Source organism: Crenothrix sp., assembly GCF_043729335.1.
In the GTDB taxonomy this organism is placed as follows: domain Bacteria; phylum Pseudomonadota; class Gammaproteobacteria; order Methylococcales; family Methylomonadaceae; genus Crenothrix.
Genome location: NZ_JAYTLQ010000002.1, coordinates 152,794 through 175,145, shown reverse-complemented (window position 1 = coordinate 175,145; position 22,352 = coordinate 152,794). Strand labels below are relative to the sequence as shown.

General features: G+C 43.1%; 19 protein-coding genes and 1 pseudogene. 6 read left to right on the top strand and 14 right to left on the bottom strand.

What is annotated here, in order from left to right:
* Window positions 1-16: 16 nt before the first annotated feature.
* The 6 genes from ACHZC4_RS01380 to rlmA form a co-directional block, all read right to left on the bottom strand.
* Window positions 17-1,810, bottom strand: a complete 1,794-nt coding sequence (locus tag ACHZC4_RS01380; protein WP_394751967.1) for a hypothetical protein — start codon at window positions 1,808-1,810, stop codon at window positions 17-19.
* A 15-nt stretch (window positions 1,811-1,825) separates the two neighbouring features.
* Window positions 1,826-2,308 carry a putative lipoprotein gene (locus tag ACHZC4_RS01375; RefSeq protein ID WP_394751966.1) on the bottom strand — a complete coding sequence of 161 codons (483 nt, stop codon included), beginning with the start codon at window positions 2,306-2,308 and terminating at the stop codon, window positions 1,826-1,828.
* A 347-nt stretch (window positions 2,309-2,655) separates the two neighbouring features.
* The gene (gene typA / locus ACHZC4_RS01370; protein WP_394751965.1) at window positions 2,656-4,467 is read right to left on the bottom strand and encodes a translational GTPase TypA; all 1,812 of its coding nucleotides are present in this window, start codon (window positions 4,465-4,467) and stop codon (window positions 2,656-2,658) included.
* Between the two features lie 203 nt (window positions 4,468-4,670).
* Window positions 4,671-5,063 carry a rhodanese-like domain-containing protein gene (locus ACHZC4_RS01365; protein ID WP_394751964.1) on the bottom strand — a complete coding sequence of 131 codons (393 nt, stop codon included), beginning with the start codon at window positions 5,061-5,063 and terminating at the stop codon, window positions 4,671-4,673.
* A 121-nt stretch (window positions 5,064-5,184) separates the two neighbouring features.
* A complete protein-coding gene (locus tag ACHZC4_RS01360; RefSeq protein ID WP_394751963.1) occupies window positions 5,185-5,688 on the bottom strand; it encodes a hypothetical protein in 504 nt (167 codons plus the stop codon).
* 152 nt (window positions 5,689-5,840) lie between these two features.
* The gene (gene rlmA, locus ACHZC4_RS01355; protein ID WP_394751962.1) at window positions 5,841-6,716 is read right to left on the bottom strand and encodes a 23S rRNA (guanine(745)-N(1))-methyltransferase; all 876 of its coding nucleotides are present in this window, start codon (window positions 6,714-6,716) and stop codon (window positions 5,841-5,843) included.
* A gap of 97 nt (window positions 6,717-6,813) precedes the next feature.
* On the opposite strand from rlmA, the gene trxC reads away from it, so the two are divergent.
* The gene (trxC, locus tag ACHZC4_RS01350) at window positions 6,814-7,245 is read left to right on the top strand and encodes a thioredoxin TrxC (RefSeq protein WP_394751961.1); all 432 of its coding nucleotides are present in this window, start codon (window positions 6,814-6,816) and stop codon (window positions 7,243-7,245) included.
* A gap of 122 nt (window positions 7,246-7,367) precedes the next feature.
* Here the strand turns inward: trxC and ACHZC4_RS01345 are convergent, their stop codons facing one another.
* On the bottom strand, window positions 7,368-8,336 hold the full coding sequence (locus ACHZC4_RS01345) for a GIY-YIG nuclease family protein (protein WP_394751960.1): 969 nt from the start codon (window positions 8,334-8,336) through the stop codon (window positions 7,368-7,370).
* A 360-nt stretch (window positions 8,337-8,696) separates the two neighbouring features.
* Here ACHZC4_RS01345 and ACHZC4_RS01340 point away from each other — a divergent pair, with 360 nt between their 5' ends.
* Both ACHZC4_RS01340 and ACHZC4_RS01335 read left to right on the top strand, forming a co-directional pair.
* Window positions 8,697-8,945 (top strand): type II toxin-antitoxin system Phd/YefM family antitoxin, encoded by a 249-nt coding sequence (locus ACHZC4_RS01340; protein WP_394751959.1) that lies wholly within the window; start codon window positions 8,697-8,699, stop codon window positions 8,943-8,945.
* Window positions 8,935-9,225, top strand: a pseudogene (locus tag ACHZC4_RS01335) (type II toxin-antitoxin system RelE/ParE family toxin). The gene ACHZC4_RS01340 and the pseudogene ACHZC4_RS01335 overlap by 11 nt, the downstream one beginning before the upstream one ends.
* Window positions 9,226-9,241: 16 nt before the next feature.
* Here ACHZC4_RS01335 and ACHZC4_RS01330 read toward each other — a convergent pair.
* Window positions 9,242-9,739 carry a hypothetical protein gene (locus ACHZC4_RS01330; protein ID WP_394751958.1) on the bottom strand — a complete coding sequence of 166 codons (498 nt, stop codon included), beginning with the start codon at window positions 9,737-9,739 and terminating at the stop codon, window positions 9,242-9,244.
* Window positions 9,740-9,957: 218 nt separating this feature from the next.
* Between ACHZC4_RS01330 and ACHZC4_RS01325 the strand changes: the two genes are divergently transcribed.
* A complete protein-coding gene (locus ACHZC4_RS01325) occupies window positions 9,958-10,401 on the top strand; it encodes a DUF29 domain-containing protein (protein ID WP_394751957.1) in 444 nt (147 codons plus the stop codon).
* Between the two features lie 70 nt (window positions 10,402-10,471).
* Here the strand turns inward: ACHZC4_RS01325 and ACHZC4_RS01320 are convergent, their stop codons facing one another.
* From ACHZC4_RS01320 to murJ, 6 genes are all read right to left on the bottom strand, one after another.
* Complete coding sequence (locus ACHZC4_RS01320; protein ID WP_394751956.1) at window positions 10,472-11,089, bottom strand: class I SAM-dependent methyltransferase; 618 nt, start codon at window positions 11,087-11,089, stop codon at window positions 10,472-10,474.
* A gap of 152 nt (window positions 11,090-11,241) precedes the next feature.
* Window positions 11,242-12,051 carry a DUF2971 domain-containing protein gene (locus ACHZC4_RS01315; RefSeq protein ID WP_394751955.1) on the bottom strand — a complete coding sequence of 270 codons (810 nt, stop codon included), beginning with the start codon at window positions 12,049-12,051 and terminating at the stop codon, window positions 11,242-11,244.
* Between the two features lie 109 nt (window positions 12,052-12,160).
* On the bottom strand, window positions 12,161-12,658 hold the full coding sequence (lspA, locus tag ACHZC4_RS01310) for a signal peptidase II (protein ID WP_394751954.1): 498 nt from the start codon (window positions 12,656-12,658) through the stop codon (window positions 12,161-12,163).
* Window positions 12,651-15,482 (bottom strand): isoleucine--tRNA ligase, encoded by a 2,832-nt coding sequence (gene ileS / locus ACHZC4_RS01305; protein WP_394751953.1) that lies wholly within the window; start codon window positions 15,480-15,482, stop codon window positions 12,651-12,653. The genes lspA and ileS overlap by 8 nt, the downstream gene beginning before the upstream one ends.
* On the bottom strand, window positions 15,466-16,422 hold the full coding sequence (ribF, locus tag ACHZC4_RS01300) for a bifunctional riboflavin kinase/FAD synthetase (protein ID WP_394751952.1): 957 nt from the start codon (window positions 16,420-16,422) through the stop codon (window positions 15,466-15,468). Before ribF ends, ileS begins: the two co-directional genes overlap by 17 nt.
* Before the next feature lie 201 nt (window positions 16,423-16,623).
* Window positions 16,624-18,165, bottom strand: coding sequence for a murein biosynthesis integral membrane protein MurJ (murJ, locus tag ACHZC4_RS01295; RefSeq protein ID WP_394751951.1), 1,542 nt, complete (start codon window positions 18,163-18,165; stop codon window positions 16,624-16,626).
* Between the two features lie 99 nt (window positions 18,166-18,264).
* Here murJ and rpsT point away from each other — a divergent pair, with 99 nt between their 5' ends.
* The gene (gene rpsT, locus ACHZC4_RS01290; protein WP_394751950.1) at window positions 18,265-18,528 is read left to right on the top strand and encodes a 30S ribosomal protein S20; all 264 of its coding nucleotides are present in this window, start codon (window positions 18,265-18,267) and stop codon (window positions 18,526-18,528) included.
* Between the two features lie 188 nt (window positions 18,529-18,716).
* Entirely contained in the window at window positions 18,717-22,229 is a 3,513-nt protein-coding gene (recB, locus tag ACHZC4_RS01285) for an exodeoxyribonuclease V subunit beta (RefSeq protein ID WP_394751949.1), read from the top strand.
* Window positions 22,230-22,352: the final 123 nt, after the last annotated feature.

Below are 22,352 nucleotides of genomic sequence, written 5' to 3'. Positions count from 1 at the left end.
GTTTTTTGCAAATTATCTAAGGCTCAATCCTATACGGATAACTGCCTTTACGAATATTAAAAAAAGCCAGTTCCGGCAAGCTGGTTAAAACACCGCGAACGCCTATTTTTACTTCCTTACCGTCATCGAAAGGCAAGCGCAATAAACCTAACAGGCTTTGAGAGGTTGCAGCCAAAGTATTAACCGCGCCAAACAACGGGCGAAACCAAAGCGTATCATCGGTAAAAAATACAAACCAGGCATCATCCGGATTATGGTTATACAAGCTGGAACTGAAAATATTAGATTCACGCGCGTACACCCAGCTATCAACCTCTCGAGCATACAACGTAGTCAACTTTTGTTGACGGTAAGCAGGCAAAACACGGTTGCTGATAACCTTATAGTTTTCTAATACCGCATCAAAGGCTTGAAAGGGAATAAAATTAGTTTTAGGATCGATATAGCCACCCAGCAATGCTTCGGATTTTCCAGATACTGCCGCGTTAATCAATTCCAGCAACATGGTGACGCAATTTTTAGTCAGCAATTGGTAGGCATTACGCTGTTTATCGTTATTGATGGCGTGTTCGGTTATGGGCTTTTGTTGACGTAATGCAATGGCAAACTGTTCTGCGGGCAAATCAGTCATTAAAAAATGGCTTATCGGCACGCTTTTATGGGGTAATGGCTGGTCGCTGGCGTAGCGTAATTCGCCCGATTTGTCGCTGAGTAGCCATTGCTGATGACGATTGGCGGCCATTTCTAATCGCGTGTAATCTTGCTCATCCGGCGTTGCACTTTTTTTAAAATCCGCAATCGCTTCATGCAAATAGCGTAAATCCATAGTGCGCTGTTTTTGTTGTTGTGCCGCATACAGCATGAGTTGTTCGCTGTTGATAGCCGCGACTGTTTCATCAGTATCCTCTAAAAATGTCCACTGCCGGGTTTGTATGGACTGCTCTAAAACAATAATTCGTGCCAAAGTGACAAATAAAGCATAACCCCAATCCGGACGATTTGAAATGGTTAACGATTGGGCGGATTCAATCAGCCGTTGTTGAAAAGACCGCGCCTGCGTTATGTCTGCATCGCTCAAGCGCATAGAAGGGGAATTCACTTCAAAACAGCTGTTTTTAGTTAAAGCTTGAGAGTTTTGCAGCACCTGCAAGGCGAGTAAACCGTTTAGCAAATCATTGTAATGTTCAGAAAAGGAAGTCATTGTCGGTTTTAACCCGCGCAATGAATGGCTCGAGGCTATTATTTTTTGAGATAGAAAATTCTTGCCGTACTGATTTTCAAGCTGTTGTTTTACCTTGCCAAGAACCGTTATGCTGGCTTGTCTTGTATTGCATTTTTCGTTTGAATCGGTATTGGTGTAAAACAAGCCCGCTCCGGGTAATTGGGGTAATTCGGCTTGTGCAGTGGCTGAAAAAATCGGCGTACCGACTTTTTTTTCTAACAATGCCTGTACTAAGAATTGATCGTGCTGCACCGCCTGCAACTGTTTTAGCTGCTGGGTTTGCTCAAAAAATCGTTGCTTAAAAAAATCGCTGATGAGCATGTATGTCGCATCGGAAACAGCTACATCGGCAACATGCAAACTGCGATTTTGGCGTAATTGATAGTCAGCCAGAAATGCCTGTGTATCTCGTTTAAATAAACGAATCAGAGCATTTTCATATTGATAATGATAAATAACGTTACTCAGTTGCACGGCCACATGGCCGCCGCTGGCATTACCTTCGCTGGCTTCCAGGTATAAAAATTGAAAAGACTTAGCGTGTGCGCTGCCAATATGCAGCAGCAACAGCAAAAATACCGCTTTCACATTGAATAAACGAGCCTAATGCGCGTATCCATACTGAATATTGCTCATCTTGCCTGCATCGCCGCTGCTGAACTGCATTTTGTATGTCTCATATTGAGCGCCGGAAATATTAGCTGCTTTTAATCCTTTACCAATGGCTAGGTAAGTGTCCGGATTGGCTTCCCAATCGACAATACCGTTATGCGCTGCGACATCACTGATACCCTTCATAAAGCTATTTCGACTGCCTGGGTAAGAGTTTACGCGTAGATAAGTCAATGTAAAATCTGAAACTTCACTTTCATAGCGGTTATCTTTTTTGGGTTTGTCATCATTTTCGCTACTTTTACTGGACGACTTTGATGAGTCTGAAATACTTTCCGAACTATTGGCTAGAGAGCCTGAGCTGTCTGACGTTGAACCAATACTGTTTGAAATAGAGCAGCCGTTAAGTGTCAGCATAACGCTGATGCTCAGGGTTGCCATACATGCGGTTTGTAATTTACCTAAAATAATCATAGCGTTTCCAGATTAAAGAAAAAATCAACACTACAAAGTGTGTTTTTATAAAAATAATTTACTGTTAAGGTATTGGAGAGGGGTGTAAGCACCAAGTCTTTACTGATTATGCAATTATTTACATAAATAAAATAGTTGAGGCAGTATTCTGTAATTATTTACGTCATCTTAAGATGACGTAAAATTCCGTATTAGCTGGCTGTGTTTGTTGGTTTTTTTTGCAATAATAGAACCGTCGCCAAAACAGCAGCATGGATAGTAAGCAGGATGCTAACTTAAATGGATGTTACAAAATCTGGCGACTGCAAACCTCAGAACCCCCATTGTTCTGAGGTTTTTTTATGTCATTAACTTTTTGCAGCTCTTTTGCGCTCATTTTCCGTTAATAGTTTCTTGCGTAAACGAATCGATTTTGGTGTGACTTCTACCAATTCATCTTCAGCAATAAATTCCAAGGCCTGCTCTAAAGTCATTTTCTGAATACGCGCCAATACCAAGCTTTCATCGGTACCTGATGCGCGAACGTTGGTTAATTGCTTCGGTTTACACGGGTTGACGCACAAATCATTGCTGCGTGAATGCAAACCGACCAACATGCCTTCATAAACTTCATCGGCATTGACCAATAACAATTCGCCGCGCTCTTGTAATGGATGTAATGAATAGGTTACCGCTTTGCCCGCCACCATTGAAATCATTACACCGCGCAGACGATTGCCGACTTCACCGGCTTTCATAGGGCCGTAATGGTCGAAGACATGGTAAAGCAAACCGGAACCTGAGGTAGCGGTCATAAATTCAGTTTGAAAACCAATCAGGCCGCGAGAGGGCATCATATATTCCAAACGAATACGGCCTTTACCGTCGGGCATCATGTTGGTTAAATCGCCTTTGCGCTCGCCCAGTTTTTCCATGATGGTACCTTGGTGGATTTCTTCCACTTCAATGGTAACCGTTTCAAAGGGTTCGCATTTTTTGCCATCAATTTCTTTAATGATAACTTCAGGACGCGATACGCCCATTTCAAAGCCTTCGCGGCGCATGTTTTCAATTAAAACTGATAAATGCAATTCGCCACGGCCAGATACTTTAAATTTGTCTGGGTCGCCGGTATCTTCAACTCTTAAGGCAACGTTGTGTTGCAGTTCTTTATCAAGACGATCACGGATTTGGCGGGTTGTTACATATTTGCCTTCTTTGCCGGCAAACGGTGAGTTATTGACCTGAAATGTCATGGTTACCGTTGGTTCATCGACCATTAACGGCGGCATGATTTCTATCTTATCCGGATGGCAGATGGTGTCTGAAATTTCGAGTTTTTCAATGCCTGCAAAAGCAATAATGTCACCGGCACGGGCTTCCGGTACTTCAACACGTTCCAAACCATGAAAGCCAAAAATTTGTAACATGCGGCCTTTGCGCTCGACGCCTTCACGATTAACAATAATTAATTGCTGATTAGCTTTAATGCTGCCGCGCTGGATACGGCCAATCCCAATAACACCTACATAAGTGTTGTAATCAAGGCTTGAAACTTGCATTTGAAACGGGCCGTCCATGTCCACAGGTGGTGGGCTGACTTTTTCCACGATGGTTTCAAATAATGGGGTCATATCGCCACCGGTGACGGTGTGCTCTAAGCCAGCGTAACCATTAATTGCCGATGCATAAACAATCGGGAAATCCAGCTGCTCATCGGTAGCGCCCAAGCGATCAAATAAATCAAACGTTTGGTCTACAACCCATTGTGGGCGTGCGCCGGGACGATCTATTTTGTTGATAACGACGATGGGCTTTAAACCCAGCGCAAAAGCTTTTTGGGTGACAAAACGGGTTTGTGGCATCGGGCCATCAACCGCATCAACCAATAATAACACTGAATCCACCATGGATAACACGCGCTCTACTTCACCGCCAAAATCAGCATGGCCTGGGGTGTCAACAATATTGATATGGTAACCGTTCCAGTCTAGCGCAGTGTTTTTTGCCAGAATGGTAATGCCGCGTTCTTTTTCAATATCGTTGGAATCCATAATGCGCTCGGTCACTTTAGTGTGAGCGGCAAAAGTACCCGACTGTTGCAATAATTTATCAACCAGGGTCGTCTTGCCGTGGTCAACGTGCGCAATAATTGCAATGTTTCTTAATTTTTCAATCACTTGTTGTACTCTAATGTTTTAAAGGAAGTATGGTACGCCTTTAGGCGCTCTTGTTGGGTTAGGCGATATAGTTTACGTTGGGATGATAACGAGATTATTACGGATTCAAAGCTAACGGATTATCTCAATGTAGGGAAGGCGTAGGTTCTAACGTGCAGAAATAGCCGAAATGTCACGTAATCATCAATAAAAAATGAACGCAATTAGCTTTGTTGCCAAGGTAAACTACAAAAACGCCATCCGCCTAGATTGCCTCGGTGTTTGTTGGCATCCAAAGGCCCTTCAAAACCATCGACAATATTGATTAAACGCTGATAGCCTACTGCTTCAAGTGCTTTTGCAGCATCCAATGAACGCTGGCCACTGCGGCACAATAGTAAAATCGGCGCACTATGATCAGGTATATTATGGCTTATTTCGGCAACAAAGTTGCTGTTTAATTGCCAATCAGGTGCTTCTTTCCAGGGAATATGGATTGCGCCAGGTGGGTGTCCTACAAACAGGTGTTCCATTTTGGATCGTACATCCACCATTACCGCCGCAGGATTTTGTTGTAAGACATCCCAGCATTGTTGTGGTGTTAAATTTTCTATCATAAACATAAACCTATGGTTTGGCTTTCTGCGCGGCTGCTAAAAAGCAGCTCACATCTTTCAGATGGGTATTATCGCACTTATCCCCACCCTTCCGCACCTGTTATCCTGAATTAACATAGCCTTAAAAACAACTGCCGTAATCTAAGAGCAAATCTTCGCAATTGAAAAATATACGCGGGTAGTCAATACGAATCAGCAATTTTAATCCGTATTCAACCAATAAAGCCACGGTTACCCAGCGTGCCAACGCCGCCCATACCCGTAAGCGCGTGTTATTAGAGCACCGCCATATACTGATGGTCCACCAGGTAATGGGAAATAAAAGTATGAAATGAATATCATCCCAGCCGGAAACGGTAATGAGGCCACTTTTAGCCAATAAATCAGCCGCGATTAAGCTGGCATTTAATAATAGAAAAAACGGCCAAAATACCCAATAAAGCGATACCCCACCCAGCCATGATGCCAACAGAAAATTAGAGTACGCTTGGGGCTGCCATTTTTTATCTTCTGCTGATACGCTAATATAGAGTAGGGCAAATAATGCAAGCGCCATGAGCAGGCATTCGGTAGGGCTGACGGAGCGAATGCTGTTGAACAAGATAGGTAAAGTATAAAAGAACATGGTATCCGTCGATTGTGGTCGTCTAAGGACTATTGAGTTCGCTGATATCGGTTTTGATGAGCTTCAGCCATTTCAATAGTGGACTTGATTACCTAATCTGTCAGAGACTGGTCTTTTTAGAAGTAGGTTTAGGCATTATTGGGATAGTGGCGTCATTCGTCCACTTCTTTTTTAGCGGCAGGTGATATGGGCTGTGAATTCTCCAGCCTTTTTGCCAACGTTAAGTTAAAGTCCACATCTATAGTAAGCTCTGCAAGTGACTGGATGCTTTGCTGAACCTGCACATTGGCACGCCATGCAAAAGGTGTCATTTGTAACAGCGCAAGTCTTTGTTCAGGATTAGGAGTGATTTGATACTGGATTCGCTCGGTGGCTATGCGCACAAATCCATCGGCAAGTTCTGGCTCTAGCGTATGTTCTTTTACGTCCGTATAAATAAACTCTTTTAATTGCCACAAATGTCGCGGCCCGGGTGTGACCGTTAGCAATAGTCCTGAAGGTTTCAGTACTCGATTAAGCTCAAGCGCATTTGACGGCGCAAAGACGCGCAGCACTAAATCAAAATAGTGATCGACATAGGGCAATCGACTGGTGCTGGCAACCACAAAGCGGGCATTGGATTGTTTTTTGGCTGCCGCTGCAATGGCAAATTTGGCAATATCAACACCATGTAATTCTACGGGTGTTTGTTCCTCCATAAAACGCGCAAGACCACGGCTGTAATAGCCTTCGCCGCAGCCCAGATCCAATAATCGTAGATTTTGATGACTGGGACAATGCGCCGCAATCATCATGGCTACGCTTTCAGCCATCTTGGCATAATAGCCCGCTTCTAAAAATCCCCGGCGTGCTTGTAGCATTTGTTTGCTGTCGCCAGGTTCTAATGAATGCTTGTGTTGCACGGGCAATAAATTGAGATAACCTTCTTTAGCCACATCAAAATGATGTTGATTTTGGCAGGCGTAGTGTTTACCGGTGGGTTGCAACGTAAGCGGGGTTGCGCAAAGCGGGCATTGGTAATAAGTCATTTAATGGTTGGCAATATAATGGGGTGCGATTTCAATATTGAATTTTACTCTGGTGACCTTATATCTTAAGTCATTAAACCTTAAAAAAGGTGATCTTATGAACACGCTGCATATTGTTTGTCCCCATTGCCAGACGGTAAACCGGATACCCGCCGAGCGATTAAGCCAGAATCCACGTTGCGGTCAATGTAAACAGGCTTTGTTTACCGGACATCCGTTGGATTTAACCAGCCAAAATTTTCAACAGCATATTACACGGAATGATATTCCGGTGGTTGTTGATTTTTGGGCGGCGTGGTGTGGTCCTTGCAAGATGATGGCACCAGCTTATGCTGAAGCAGTTGGCAAGCTTGAGCCGAAAGCACGTTTAGCCAAGCTCAATACTGAACAGGAGCAAAGTATTGCGGCTCAATTTAATATTCGTAGCATTCCTACGTTGGTAATATTTAAAGCGGGTCGTGAAATCGCACGGAATGCTGGCGCTATGAATACTGCGGATATTGTGCGTTGGGTTAACAGTCATATTTGAAGGGATCATTAATTTTCAATTATTTGATGAAGTAAGTTCAGATTAATTCAGTTGTGTGAATTATGATGGCTTGCCGACGAATACTCTATTAAACAGATGGTTATAGGTTGTTTTATAACGTGTTAATTTTGGCAATTTTTAATTTCCTCATTTGTCATTACAGTTTTGAATTCGCATTTAGTTTCTGTTTTCGCATTATTGCTGAGCTTGCGGTAATAATTAGAATTAAGTGAAAATCTTTTCGATTCATTCATCTGTTTTCTTATGGTATCGCGATTGCCTTTTATCTCGGCTATTTTATAAGCGTTGTTATTTTTTGATTCTTCTTTCCATTCTGCACGAACTGTATCGTTTGTTTGGGTAATCACAGGCTCTTCGGATAGCTCCTGTTTGTCGTTGTTTAATAGGGACTCTTGAATTTTATCGCTATCAAAATTTCCCTCTTTTGTATTGGTTGTGGCATTTGTTTGTACTTTGGCTAATTTCTTTTCTTCTTCGATTAATATAGGAAATGAAGTTTGTTGAACTTGTACAGACTGCGTCTGCGCTTGAATAGGTATCGCTTTTTGCTCTTTATATCTGCTTCCTATAGCTAATACGCCGCCTGCTATTATTGCGCACTCAACAAGTCTTTTTACCCACCAATTTGTATAGGGCAAATTAATATCACGGCTCGATGAAGAACTGTATCTTTCTTGGGGTTGTGCCTGAAGGGTGTTTTTACATATTTCAATAATTATTATTTTTGCTAGCTCCAAGTCATCAATCTTGAAAAACTCTTGCCCCCATTTTTTGCCACTATTCTTGAAACCATGTTTTCCTCTTCTAAATTTATCGAGTTTTTCATGAACCTGTCTTTCACTTCTTCCGCAATCTAAACTGCTGTATTCAAATATACATTTGTATTCTGCTGGTAACCCTGTGGTTGCTTCTTTATTGAGCTCTATTGCACGTAAAGCACCAGATCGTTGAGTTGCACCAATTTTAAATATATTGGGGGCTAGTGCATCGTTCGCAAGGATATAGACCACACCTGCTTTTCCAAGTAACTGGTCATAATTATCATTGTTGTTCTTTGTATAATTACGCATTGGTAATTATCCTCTTAAATTTAAAGGTATCTGCCATAATTATATTCATTGAATGTTAGTTCTTAAGACGATATCACTCTAGGAAATTGCCTAAAGTGTAGAGTAAGTGGGCAACTCGTATTAAAACCCGCTTTGTAAACAAGCTTAGTTTAGATTTTTTGATTTGGAGGCTACTGATGAGACGAATATTGGTGTTCTGGGAACCTTGCGGAATAAGACATTTCGGTGCCAGAATTATATTGCACTTTATACCAATACTTGATTACACCCTCTTGCTCTTCTCAACACGTCAGCGCTTTACAAGACCATTTAAAAGCCCTATTATCAAGTCTCTTAATTGGCTAATACCAGAGTAATACTATGACTTATCAGGTTCTTACAGAAATTGCCGCTAGCATATCTGAGCTTAAAGCCAATCCTATGAAAGTAGTTGCCAGTGGGGGCGGAATGCCTATTGCCGTTTTAAACAGAAACGAACCTGCATTTTATTGCGTACCTGCGCCAGCTTATGAAGCCATGATGGATTTGATTGACGACATTGAGTTACTGAAAATTGTAAAAGCTCGGTTGGCGGAAACATCTGTTAAGGTTTCGCTTGATGACCTATGAGCTTGAATTTAAAAAATCTGCACTTAAAGAATGGCAGAAATTAGGCTAGACCATAAAAGACCAGTTTAAAAACAAGCTCAAAGAACGGCTCGAAAATCCCCACGTCCCTTCAGCTGCACTAATAGGTGCGCCCAATATGTATAAAATAAAACTGCGTCAAGTAGGCTACCGTCTTGTTTACGCTGTGGAAGATAAAACCATAACAGTCACAGTAATTGCAGTGGGCAAACGTAATAGAAATGAGGTTTATGATCTTGCGCTTTCAAGGCTGCATAAGTAATTAAAGAAACGGTTACTTAAAAAACTGTAGCATTGCTTGGAATATCGTGATTTTCTGAAAGAACGGCGTTAGCTTTTGTGTCAACAGATGACGAAACTATTTTCGAATAAGGCCAAAGCACCGTTTGAGTTGGAAAAATAGTCTGATTTTCACCCTGTTCCATACACCAGCTCAGCCTATGATTGTCAGTGAGTTTTAAGGTGGCATTGGCAATGGGAAAGATAGTGTTATCTTGTAGCTCTGAAATGCGTAAACGGGTTTTAAACCAACCAATCTCAGCATAAATACCAAACAGTTTGCTGTCATTACTAAAAGACAGACTGCCTGTTAAATCGCCGCCGCTGTTTTCAAGCTTCAGAATAATATAATCCGATCCATTTGAATGAATATCGCCTTCGTTGCTCCATGTGCGAGCAAAAGTTTGCCGCGTTAAAATGATGGCTTGTCTACGAATTCCTACCACGTAGCTGATAGTACCAATAACGGTAACTAAAAATATTAATATTTCCAACATTTCCCAAGCTCCTTAATTCCCAATCTTTGGGTAAAAGCTTAGTCTAGTTTTTTTATTTAAAAAGTGAGTGGACTGGATATTTTTAAGCTGTAGGCAGGTCGAAGTAATTGACTGTTACCATTGATAAATATACGCGTTATGATCATACTCTCTGACAAGCTTTGAAATATCAGCCGGGTATTTTAAAAAACCGAAACTTAAATAATGTAGGAATACTTATGGCCACGATTAATTACGAAACCGATGTGGTTGCATGGGCTAATCAACAGGCATGGTTGATTCGTAACAAAAAATTTGACTTACTGGATATTGAGCATATCGCCGAGGAAATAGAAGACGTGGGTAAAAGTGAGCAACGTGAACTGGCAAGCCGTATGGCTGTACTTATCGCGCATTTATTAAAATGGCAATTCCAGCCAGATTATCGAGGTTCCAGTTGGGAAAGGATAATTAAAGAGCAACGCAAGTCCTTGGAATTTCATTTAAAACAAGTGCCAAGCTTAAAAGCAAAATTATTAAACCCAGAATGGCAAGAAGCTGTTTGGGCTGACGCAATTACCATTGCAATCCGAGAAACAGCAATAGAAAATTTTCCAGAAACATGCCCTTGGACAATAGAAAATATTCTTTCGCATGGTTGGTTGCCAATGAGCGCAGCCTAATGAACTCAACCCAAACAACTTTTTAAAAGTGCTACGCCTTAGGTTTCTAACGTAGGGTTTGATCTAAAACTTATTTCACAGCTTCAATCAATTTAATAATATCGCTGCTGCGTTCATCCACCCGCACAAAACGAAACGTGCCGCCTTGAACGCTTTTAACAGTATTTCTATTAATATTCGCACCGACTAACGATAACACCAACGGATTGACAAAATTCATTAGCTTGGCAATCAACCGCTGCGAGCTTAAAACATGTTCTAGCAACAAAACCTTACCGTCAGGTTTACAGACACGCTGCAATTCCTTCAAACCTTTAGCAGGTGATGGCACTGAGCAAAATACAAATGAAGCCACCACGGTATCAAAACTGTTATCGGCAAATTGCAAAAACTCAATGTCCATAAGATGCAAATCAACGTTAATGCCTCGTGCGTCTTTTTTAAGCTTGGCCTGTGCCAACATGGCAGGACTAAAATCAATCGCAGTAACTTTGGCATTTTTGGGGTAGTACGCAAAGTTTTTGCCCGTACCGACACCGACTTCCAAAATATGCTGCCCTTCGGTTTTTGCCCATAATTTTTCGCGCCAATGTTTAAAAAACAAACCTTCCATGATCGCTTCCATGCCTTCATAAAAAGGCGCGATACGGTTGTATTTTTTTATGATGTTGGCGCTGTCGAGTTTCATAAGGTTCAGTTCGTTACCGAGTAATTGATTATGTTGACAACCAATAGGCCGAGACAAAGAAATCTGTCCATGGAATATCTCTAAGAATCATGGGCTTCAAGATTTACAATGTATGCAGCTACCAATTATGTCTAGCATATAAATTCTAATATTCAAATAATTTCAATTTTAATAGAGTTTTTTCTTTCATATGCCTGTTTGAACTTGATACAAAACGGTATGTTACTAGTGATAAAATCCTTAGTTTTTTGTGGCGTTCGGCATCCAAAAATTACAGATTCCACAAAATTAGGGGGATATGGTACTTTTAGAAATTTCTCACCTGGTTTCAACATAGTACCAGAGCCTATATTGCTTAACTGAAATCTGTATTCTTCTTCGTATTCCCATTCCATTAATTTAGTGCGTAATGCTTGCCAAATCTTTGTGCCAATATGATTGGCATTGCCTAGTTCTCTTTGTATAGCGAATTCTGTAAGCCCTATTTTTGGAATACTATCTTGATAGAATACTTTGTCTGCAGAAACGTGGTCTGATCGAAACTCAATACAGAATCCTCGGTGGGAGTTAGCATAATGAGACCACATTAGATTGCTATTGTTTTTAGCTGATAGACTTAGAAATATATAGCTGTCAATAAGTTTATTGATTTCCATCTCTAGTTTTTGAATTTCAGCGTTACCTTCAATTGTAATTTTTCCTTTGCTTATCCATTTGTTCAGATATTTATAGGTGCTTTTATCATCAGATTTAGCTTTATCTCTCACAGATTTTATTTGGCGGAGGGACGGTTTTACGAGTTCGACTTTCGAGTCAAATAAATCGTTGAAATTTTTTCTGCTTGAAAAAACTGCGTAAGATTTAAAGAGAGCATCTAAAGCATAGTCTTTAGTTAAATCTGTTTCGTTTGAAATAGCTCGATATTTATAGAGGAATGGCGGGCGATGACCTTCATTAACCATAATTCGCCCTACATTGGCCTATAAAAAAAGTCATCTCAATAATTTGATATAGAGTATATTTTGCAATTCTACTTTTTGTGATGTGCGGTATTAAAAATATATTAATCCGCTATTCAATATCATCAGGCGCTTTACCACGACCAATACCAAACGATTCAGCAAGCATCAAACCCACGCCCAGTACAATCGCAGAATCGGCAATATTAAACGCGGGCCAATGCCGATCTTGATAATACACATCCAGAAAATCGATGACATAACCATAAGCCAATCTATCAATTAAATTACCAATCGCACCGCCCAGCACCAAAGATAACGCTATGGCCAACAATGTCTCATGTTGTTTTAATCTAGCCAGCCAAATTGTCATCACTACACTAATGATCAGCGCCAAAGCGGCAAAAAACCAGCGTTGCCAGCCACCAGCTTCACTTAAGAAACTGAAAGCCGCGCCAGTATTGCGCATATAGGTCAGATTAAAATACGGCATTACCGGAATGGATTCATAAAGCTGCATTGCACTGGCAACCTTAAATTTGCTGGCCTGATCCAAACCTAGCGCCAACACGGATAGCCATAACCACTTGAGCTTGCTTAGGCTACGCATAGTGTCTCACTTCCCCGGCACCTACCACGTTTTCTATGCAGCGTGCGCACAATTCTGGATGTTCTGCATGGCTACCCACTTCAGGACGTTGATGCCAACAACGGACGCATTTAGTGTGCTCAGATACCCGAACTTTAATTTTTACGCCTTCTATTTCCGTAGCGACCGCTTCTGCTGGGGCATTGAGTTCGGGTAACGCCGCCACACCAGAAGTTATAAACACAAAACGCAGCTCATCGCCCAGTTGCTTGAGATCAGCTAACAATTCTTCATTACAGTACAATTCCAGTTCAGCATTCAAAGACGACCCAATCGCCCCTTGCGCGCGCACTTTTTCCAACTCTTTAGCGACAGCCGTTCTTGCCGACATAATATTTTGCCAAAACTTGGCATCCATCACAGCATCGGTATCTAATGGCGCCAAATCTTTGTACCAGGTTTCCAAAAATACCGACTCACTGCGCTGCCCCGGCATAAACTGCCAGATTTCATCAGCGGTATAACTGGTAATCGGTGCCAACCAGCGCGTTAAGGCTTCCAGCACATGGTACATGGCGCTTTGCGCAGAGCGCCGCGCCAAGCCATCGGCTTTGGCAGTGTATTGGCGATCTTTGATAATATCCAGGTAAAAACCACCCAAATCAATCACGCAAAAATGATGTATCTTTTGGTAAATCGTTTGAAATTGATAGGTTTCGTAAGCGATGATGATTTCTTCTTGTAATGCTAAGGTTCTATCCAGCACCCAGCGATCCAATGCTAATAAATCCTTGGTGGCTACCAAATGCAAAGCAGGATCGAATTCATTCAGGTTGGATAATAGAAAACGTGCGGTATTACGCAAACGTCGGTAACCATCTGAGGTGCGGCTCAAAATTTCATTGGAGACGGACATTTCACCACGATAATCGGTAGAGGCTACCCATAAGCGCAACACATCAGCACCCAAGTCTTTGACCACGGATTGCGGCGCAACCACATTGCCCTTAGATTTGGACATTTTCTTGCCTTCCGCATCCACCGTAAAGCCATGTGTCAACACCGCTTTATAAGGTGCAACATCATTCATGGCCACCGATGTTAATAAGGACGATTGAAACCAGCCACGGTGTTGATCCGAGCCTTCTAAATACAAATCTGCGGGGAATGCGAGTTGTTCACGTTTTTCCAGTACGCAGGCATGGGTTACACCGGAATCAAACCACACGTCCAAGGTATCAGTGGCTTTGTCGTAGAGCGCAGCTTCGTCACCGAGTAGCTCTTGTTTGTCCAATCCAAACCAGGCTTCGATACCTTTTTGCTCGATGCGTAAAGCCACTTGTTCGATCAATTCAGGCGTGCGTGGGTGCAATTCACCGGTTTCTTTATGGACAAAAAACGTAATCGGTACGCCCCAGGTGCGTTGACGCGAGATACACCAATCTGGCCGTCCGTCCACCATGCTTTCAATACGCGCTTGCCCCCAATCGGGGAACCACGCCACTTGCTTGATTTGTTCCAAAGCCCGTTCGCGCAAATGATTTTTATTCATGGCGATAAACCACTGCGGCGTAGCGCGGAAAATAATGGGCGTTTTATGCCGCCAGCAGTGTGGATAACTGTGCAGCAGCGCGTGGTGGTGCAACAAGCGTCCTTTGGCTTCCAGCACTTCCAGCACTTTGTCATTGGCGTTAAACACATGCTGGCCAGCAAAGAGTTCAGTACTGGGTAAAAATACGCCATCACCGCCCACAGGGTTATCTATGGGTAAACCGTATTTCAGGCCAACAATATAATCGTCCTGGCCATGCCCGGGTGCAGTATGTACGGCACCGGTACCGGCTTCTGTTGTCACATGGTCACCCAAAATAATGGGTACTTGGCGATCATAGAACGGGTGTTGCAGTAACTGGTTTTCCAGCGCACTGCCTTTGCAATAGGCAATGACATGGTAATCGTCGATGCCATAACGCAACATAGCGGTTTTCAACAAAGCTTCTGCCAATAATAAACGCTCGTGCTTGCCGTCTTTTTCATATTGAACAACAGCATATTCCAGCTCAGGATTCAGTGCCACGCCCTGGTTGGCAGGCAACGTCCACGGCGTAGTCGTCCAGATGACGACCGATAACTCGCCCAGTCCCTCATGATCTGGCACATGATGACATTGCGCCAAAAAGCCGTGTTCATCCACCACTTTAAAACGCACATCAATCGCTGGCGAATGCTTGTCTTCATACTCTACTTCAGCTTCCGCTAGCGCAGAACCGCAATCGGTACACCAATGCACCGGCTTTGCGCCTTTGGTAATATGGTGTTTTGCGTTGATTTTGCCCAACGAGCGTACAATATTGGCTTCAAAACTAAAGTCCATAGTCAAATACGGATTATCCCAATCGCCCAAAATTCCTAAGCGTACAAAGGCTTCCTTCTGAATGTCGACTTGCTTGGCGGCGTATTCGCGGCAAGCTTTACGAAACTCAGCCGCAGATACTTTCACACCGGCCTTGCCTATTTTTTTCTCCACCATCAACTCAATCGGCAAACCATGGCAATCCCAGCCCGGTACATAAGGCGCATCAAAGCCACCCAGGTTTTTGGATTTAACGATAATGTCTTTTAGTACTTTATTGACAGCATGGCCAATATGAATTTCGCCATTGGCATACGGGGGGCCATCGTGCAAAATGAACTTGGTTTGCCCTGCAAACCTGTCGCGAATTTTTTGGTATAAACCCGCGTCCGTCCATTTTTTCAAGCGTTCGGGTTCGCGCTGCGCCAGATTAGCTTTCATTGGGAACGCGGTGCTCGGTAAATTCAGTGTTTTTTTATAATCCATGGTCATTAACTTGTACTCTTTTTTGCAATTGTTTTTTAGTCTCGGCTACGTCACGTTTAATCTGGTCTTGCAGCTGTTCCAGGGATTGAAAACGCAGTTCATCGCGGATTTTTTGTTTAAAATGCACTTCAATGTAACGGCCATAAATATCGCGGTCAAAGTCGAAAATGTGTGTTTCCAGGATGACTTCGGCGCTGCCATCCACAGTAGGCCGAGTACCGACGTTGGCTATGCCCGCCAGCTCCAGATCATCAAGGCCGGTTACGGTAACAGCAAACACGCCACGGATGGGCGATATTTTTCGGAACATTTTAATATTGGCGGTAGGGAAACCGATGGTGCGGCCACGTTTGCCGCCGTGCGCTACCCGTCCACATACCGAGTAAGACCGTCCTAATAGTTGTTCTGCCTGGGTTAAGTCACCTGCGGCCAGTGCATCACGGATCAGTGTGCTGCTCACTCTTAAGCCTTGCGTTAAATACGAACCGGTATCTTCCACACTAAAACCGTGCTGCTGGCCTTTATCTTTAAGCATGGCGAAATTACCGCAGCGCGCTTTGCCAAAATGAAAATCATCGCCGACCACCAAATGCTTGACGTTTAGTTTGTTGATTAAAATATCGTCTACAAAATACCCGGCATCCAGATTAGCAAAACGCTCGTTAAAATGTGCGATTAGCAACACATCAATCGGCAATTTGGCAAACTGGATGACTTTCTCACGCAAGCGGGTCAAGCGCGGCGGTGCGTTGTCTTTTAGGAAATATTCCAGCGGCTGTGGCTCAAAAATCATAACCACCACTGGCAAACCTAAGTTATGTCCACGCGCCGACAATTTCTCGATAACCGCCAAATGCCCTAAATGTAAACCATCAAAATTGCCAATCGTCAGTACACAGCCGCTGTGCAGTGATTCCAGATGATGCAGGCCTCTAATTATTCGCATGTTTCAATCCACACCCAACCTCAATCCGTCGAGTGACACCCGCCGACGGATAGAGGTCGGTGGATTGTTCCTCCCCGTGAACGAGGCGGTTACCGTAAAGGACAACGATACTCGCGTAACGTTGTCAAAATTAAAAATCCCCCTAAAGGGGGAGGTTTTAGACCAGAAAGGCACAAGATGAAATCTTCAATAAAGCCAATATTACATTCTATCATGCGGCACAGCCAAATGCCGTAACCTTACGCCGCTTAATACAAGGCTTGCGGTATAGATGACTATGCCGATGCTGACCCACAATAGCAGATTTAAAATCCGTTCGCTGGAACTCCAGTCCTGCCACCATTCCGGGTTAACCCACTTATATAATACCCAGGACATGGCTGCACTGGCTAACACAATACGGATGGCAAATAACAGCCAACCCGCAGTCGGTCGATACACCTGTTGTTTAAGCAAAGTCTTTAGTAATAATCCCACATTAATGAATGCGCCCAAAGAAGTTGCCAGCGCCAGTCCCGCATGGTGCATGGGAATGGCCAGCACATTCAGGGCAAGACTGGCGACCATCGCGTAAATACCGTAACGCACGGGTGTTTTCATGTCCTGACGTGCGGTAAAGCCTCCGACCAATACTTTAATCAAAATATACCCTAACACGCCAATCGCATACGCCCGCAAACTTTGCGCTGATAAAATCACGTCTTGCGCACCGAATTCTTTGTATTGAAATAGCGTGGATAATAACGGTTCAGCCAATAAAATTAGCCCCAGCGTCGCGGGCATACCAATAAGTATGCCCAAGCGCAAACCCCAATCTATGGTTTGAGAAAATGCTTCACGATTATCAAAGGCGGTATTTTTGGACAGATGCGGTAATATCACGCTGCCCAAAGCCAAGCCTAATATACCCACCGGAAATTCCACCAAACGGTCAGAATAATATAACCACGATACGCTGCCGACCGTTAAGAAAGACGCAACTAAGGTATCCAGCAATAAATTAATCTGCGTAACTGACACGCTGAATATTGACGGCAGTAATTGTTTAAGAAAACGCTGGATGCCGGGATCTTTAAAGTCCATTTGCAAACGCGGCAACAAGCCCAGTTGCATCAGCGCCGGAAGCTGAAACAACACCTGTACTATCCCTGCAATAAACACCCCCCAGGCTAATGCAATAACGGGTTCGTGCATTTTGGGCGCTAAATAAATAGCCGTGGCAATCATGCACAGGTTTAAAAATACCGGCGTTAATGCGGGGACGGCAAATTTATCATGGGCATTAAGGATGCTGCCTGCCAACGCCGTTAGTCCTATAAAAAACAGATAGGGCAGGGTGATTTGCAACATCTGTACGGCAAGGTCATGCTGTGTGCCTTGCCAGGAGAAACCGGGTGCTAATAAAATAATCAGCAACGGCGCTATAATGACTCCGAGTACTGTTATCGCCAATAAAATAACCGCTAGCGTGCCCGTGCTTTTGTTGATAAATTGCTTGAGGGTGGCGGGATCAGAGTTTTCTTTGTACTCAGTGACGATAGGCACAAAGGCATGGGCAAACGCGCCTTCGGTAAACAAACGCCGCAAAAAATTAGGGATTTTAAACGCGACAAAAAACGCATCGGTTGCCAAATCAACACCAAATAAGCGGGCAATTAACATGTCGCGCACAAAGCCCAGCAGACGCGAAATAAGCGTCATGCTACTGACAATTAAGGTGGATTTGAAAAGCTGGCGGCTCAAAGCGAATCCTGTATAAAGATTTGGTTAAAAGTTGACAATCATAGCATTTAAAACCATAATACCTGACTAATTAACTTGACTTTGAAGCATCGGTAACTTATGGCTAATTCCCCACAGGCAAAAAAACGCGCGAAACAAGCAGAAAAGAGCCGTGTTCGCAACGTAGGACAACGCAGCAATTTGCGTACTTTCGTAAAGAAAGTGATTTTAGCCGTTAAATCCGGCGATAAAGCACAAGCTCAAGCAGCTTTAACAGTAGTTATGCCCATTATCGATTCTGCGGTAACGAAAGGCATTATCCACAAAAATAAAGCATCACGCGGTAAGAGCAGATTGAATTCCAAAGTAAAGTCTATGGCGTAAGCCACTAGCCTTGCTTTAAATGAAAAGGCCGAACTCTTTGGGGTTCGGCCTTTTTTTATGCAATAAGAATTGCAATCCGCTGTTTAAAAAAGCTTTAATGGACGTTAACGAGTAGGTATTCATTTTGCTTTGACCGATTGTTACGTGGGCATGTTTTTAAAGTTAGCTTCTGGGTACTCTATTATTTTATGCAAACTGATCATTTTAATCCTATAACAACCTGTCTTCATAAAGGTGTTAACCTTATAGAGGCCAGTGCTGGTACTGGAAAAACCTACGCTATTGCTATGCTTGCCTTGCGTTTTGTGGTTGAGCAGAATATAGAAATAGAAAAGATACTGGTAGTCACCTTTACCAAAGCGGCAACTGAAGAATTAAGAGACCGTATTCGTGCCAGGCTTGCAGAAGCCAGGAAAGCCTTAACTGATAACACGAGTGGTGTGGATAGTACAATAATCGAGTGGTTAAATAATTTGCCGAATAAGTCTGAGCTGACGTTAGCGGATATCAAACAACGCTTAGATAATGCCCTGCTAAATATTGACCAAGCCAGTATTTTTACCATACACGGTTTTTGTCAGCGCGTATTACAGGAACGACCACTGGAAAGTGGGCAATTATTTACCACTGAATTAGTGGATAGTATTCAGGCTATAAAGCAGCAATGTGCCCATGATTTTTGGCGGCGCTACATTTATCCGCGCACAGTTTGGGAAGCAGGCATTCTAACGGCAACTTACAATACCCCCGATAAACTCTTGAGCAGTGTTGATAAGATTGCCTCTCATATTAGTGTTTATCCGGCGCATCAAGAACTAGAGAGTGTTTTGCTAGAACTTAAGCGCTGGGCTGCTTTGGCCAATGACACATGCTCAGATGTGATCGTTATCCTGCAAAACAGTTTTAGTGAAGATAAATTTAAGGCCAGTGCTATCAAAGACTTTGAAAGTCACGCTAATGAATTGAAGGCCTGGTTACAAGGCGACAGTGCGCAATTACCCAGTAAGGAAGCATTTGCCTTGTTGACGGGGCAAGGGCTGAAAGACGCGCTGAACGGCCATAAATTTCGCACCACTAAAACCCAAAGTGGTGATGATCGCAAGCTAGAGTATTTGGACAGTTTAGGTATTAATACCGAGCCATTTGATAAGCTGGTGCTATTGATTGACCAAAGTAGCTTGATATTGCGCCGTACCTTGCTGGAACACTTGCGCGTAGATGTTGACAGGCAGTTACAGCAACAAAACGTGATGTCTTTTGATGATTTAATAACGCGTTTGGCAGATAGCTTGACGGGTGAAAAAGGCGTAGCGTTGATTAGCCAATTACGAGAGGCTTTTAGTGTCGCGCTGATTGATGAATTTCAAGACACTGATGATAACCAATGGTGTATTTTTTCCAGTATTTTTGCCGCGCCAACACAGTATTTGTACCTGATTGGCGATCCAAAACAGGCTATTTATAAATTTCGCGGCGCCGATATCTATTCTTATCTGGGCGCACAAAAAGCTGCCGAACATCGGTTTACGCTCGCCAGCAACTGGCGTTCGCAGCCACAATTGGTTGAAGCGGTTAATGGTTTATTTCAACGGCAAAATGCTTTTTTTCTGCAAGATTTACAATTTATTCCTGTTGCATCCGGATTGTCAGCAGCACGTGGCAGTTTATATCACACCGATCAGATCATCGCGCCTATGGTGCTTTGGCAGCTACCACCCAGTGAAACCTCAAAAGGCCACTGGAGCAGTGGAGCCGCAGGCTTAGCGGTACGCAATGCAGTGGTTGTTGAAATTATTAACTTATTGACTCAAGACTACAGCATACAAGCCGTCACACCGGAACCCAGCAAGCGCAGTATACAGCCTAAAGATATTGCCATTTTGGTCAGGAGCAACCAGCAAGCCCGAGACTATCAAGCTGCCCTTCGGGGCGCTAATATACCGTCTGTGCTTAACAGTATGGAATCGGTATTTTCTACGCCTGAAGCCATTGACCTGTACACTTTGCTGCACGCAATAGCCCATCCAGGTGATATGGCGTTGTTTAAGCAGGCGATGACTTTGGATTGGTTTGGCCTCAATGGACAGGGTTTTTATGGTTTTATCAATGATGAAACCGCTGTGGATGATGGCATGGAGCGCGTTTTTGCCTATCATCAACAATGGCAAAAATACGGCCTGATGGCCATGATGCAACAGGTGATGGCACAGGAGAAAATCAAAACCTATCTGTCAACAACAAACCTGTCAGAACGGCAGCTTACCAACATACAGCATTTACTGGAATTGATGCAGCAAACGGCTGTTGATCAGCTGCTAACTATCAACAAAACCGTAGATTGGTTGCGTACTGCCATAACGCAAGCGAGTGGTAGTGAAGATCAGCAATTGCGCTTGGAAAGCGATGACAATGCCGTCAAAATTGTTACCACACACCGTTCAAAAGGCTTGGAATATAACATCGTGTTTTGCCCTTACTTGTGGCAACGCAACAGTTACGATAATCCGCTAGTAATTTGCCATGAAAACGGCCAGATGGTCGCCGATTTAGGCTCGGATGAGTTTGCAAAGCGTCGTTTGCAGGCGCTTGATGAAGAACTGGCCGAAGATTTACGGGTATTGTATGTGGCAGTTACCCGTGCGAAATACCGCTGTTATTTAGCGTGGGCAGATGTGCGTACGGCGACCACGGCGAATAACTCGGCGATGGCGTGGTTGCTGGAATTTGCCGATGCTGATTTTGCTATGCAAGAAGCCAGGCTAAAATCATTCAAAATACAGTATGCGCAAGTGTTTGATTATCAATTACTTGATCTGTCCGAAACGCCCACTGGGCGTTATCAAAAGCGGGTTGAAAACTTAGATTTACAGGCATTAAAACGCTACCGATCTTTATACACGCCTTGGCAGATGAGCAGTTATACCGCGTTATCGGCATTAACGGTTCAAGAAACGCCGGAATTTCCGGACGACAAAGCGGATGAGCAACAAACTCGATTTGACGCTGTGCAACCGTTATTACCCAAAGGAGCGCATACCGGTAATGTGGTTCATGAATTGCTGGAAACTAATAATTTTAAGCAGTTAGCGGAGCGTAAAGATATTTCCGTGCAAAAAACTAAAGTGTGCTTGCGTCATGGACTTAAGCTGGAACGTCCGGAATTGTTGGATGAGCTATTGTATGCCGTGGTGACAACGCCATTGTCTAAAAATGATCCGGATTTTTGTTTGATGAATGTGCAAGATCAATATTGTCTTAAAGAAATGCCATTTTATTTGCCATTAAATCCCGTAAATACGTTGGGAATAAACCATATTTTACAAGACAGCCCTACATTTCAGATTTTAGATAGCAAGCAAATTGCGGGCTATCTTACTGGTTTTATTGATTTGATTTGTGCGTATCAAGGGCGTTACTATGTCATGGACTATAAAACTAACACTTTACCGGATTACTGTGATGAAACACTGACGCAAGCCATGCGCGAACATAATTATGGCTTGCAATACTGGCTTTATAGTGTGGTTTTGCACCGATACTTGCAAACGCGTTTACCTGATTATAATTATCAACAGCATTTTGGTGGTGTGCGTTATTTGTTTGTACGCGGTATGCAACCCGATGTGGCAATGGCGGGGGTTTATGAAGATAAGCCCGAATTAGAAAAAATTAACGCGTTAGCGCTGCTTTTTGAGGCTTAATTATCAATATTGATGATTTTATTTATGATTCCAAGTATTTTGTTGTGAAAAATAATTTGCAACCGGTAATCTATTTTGTAACATTAATGGCATTGTTCATTAACTATCAACACTCAAGGAAAA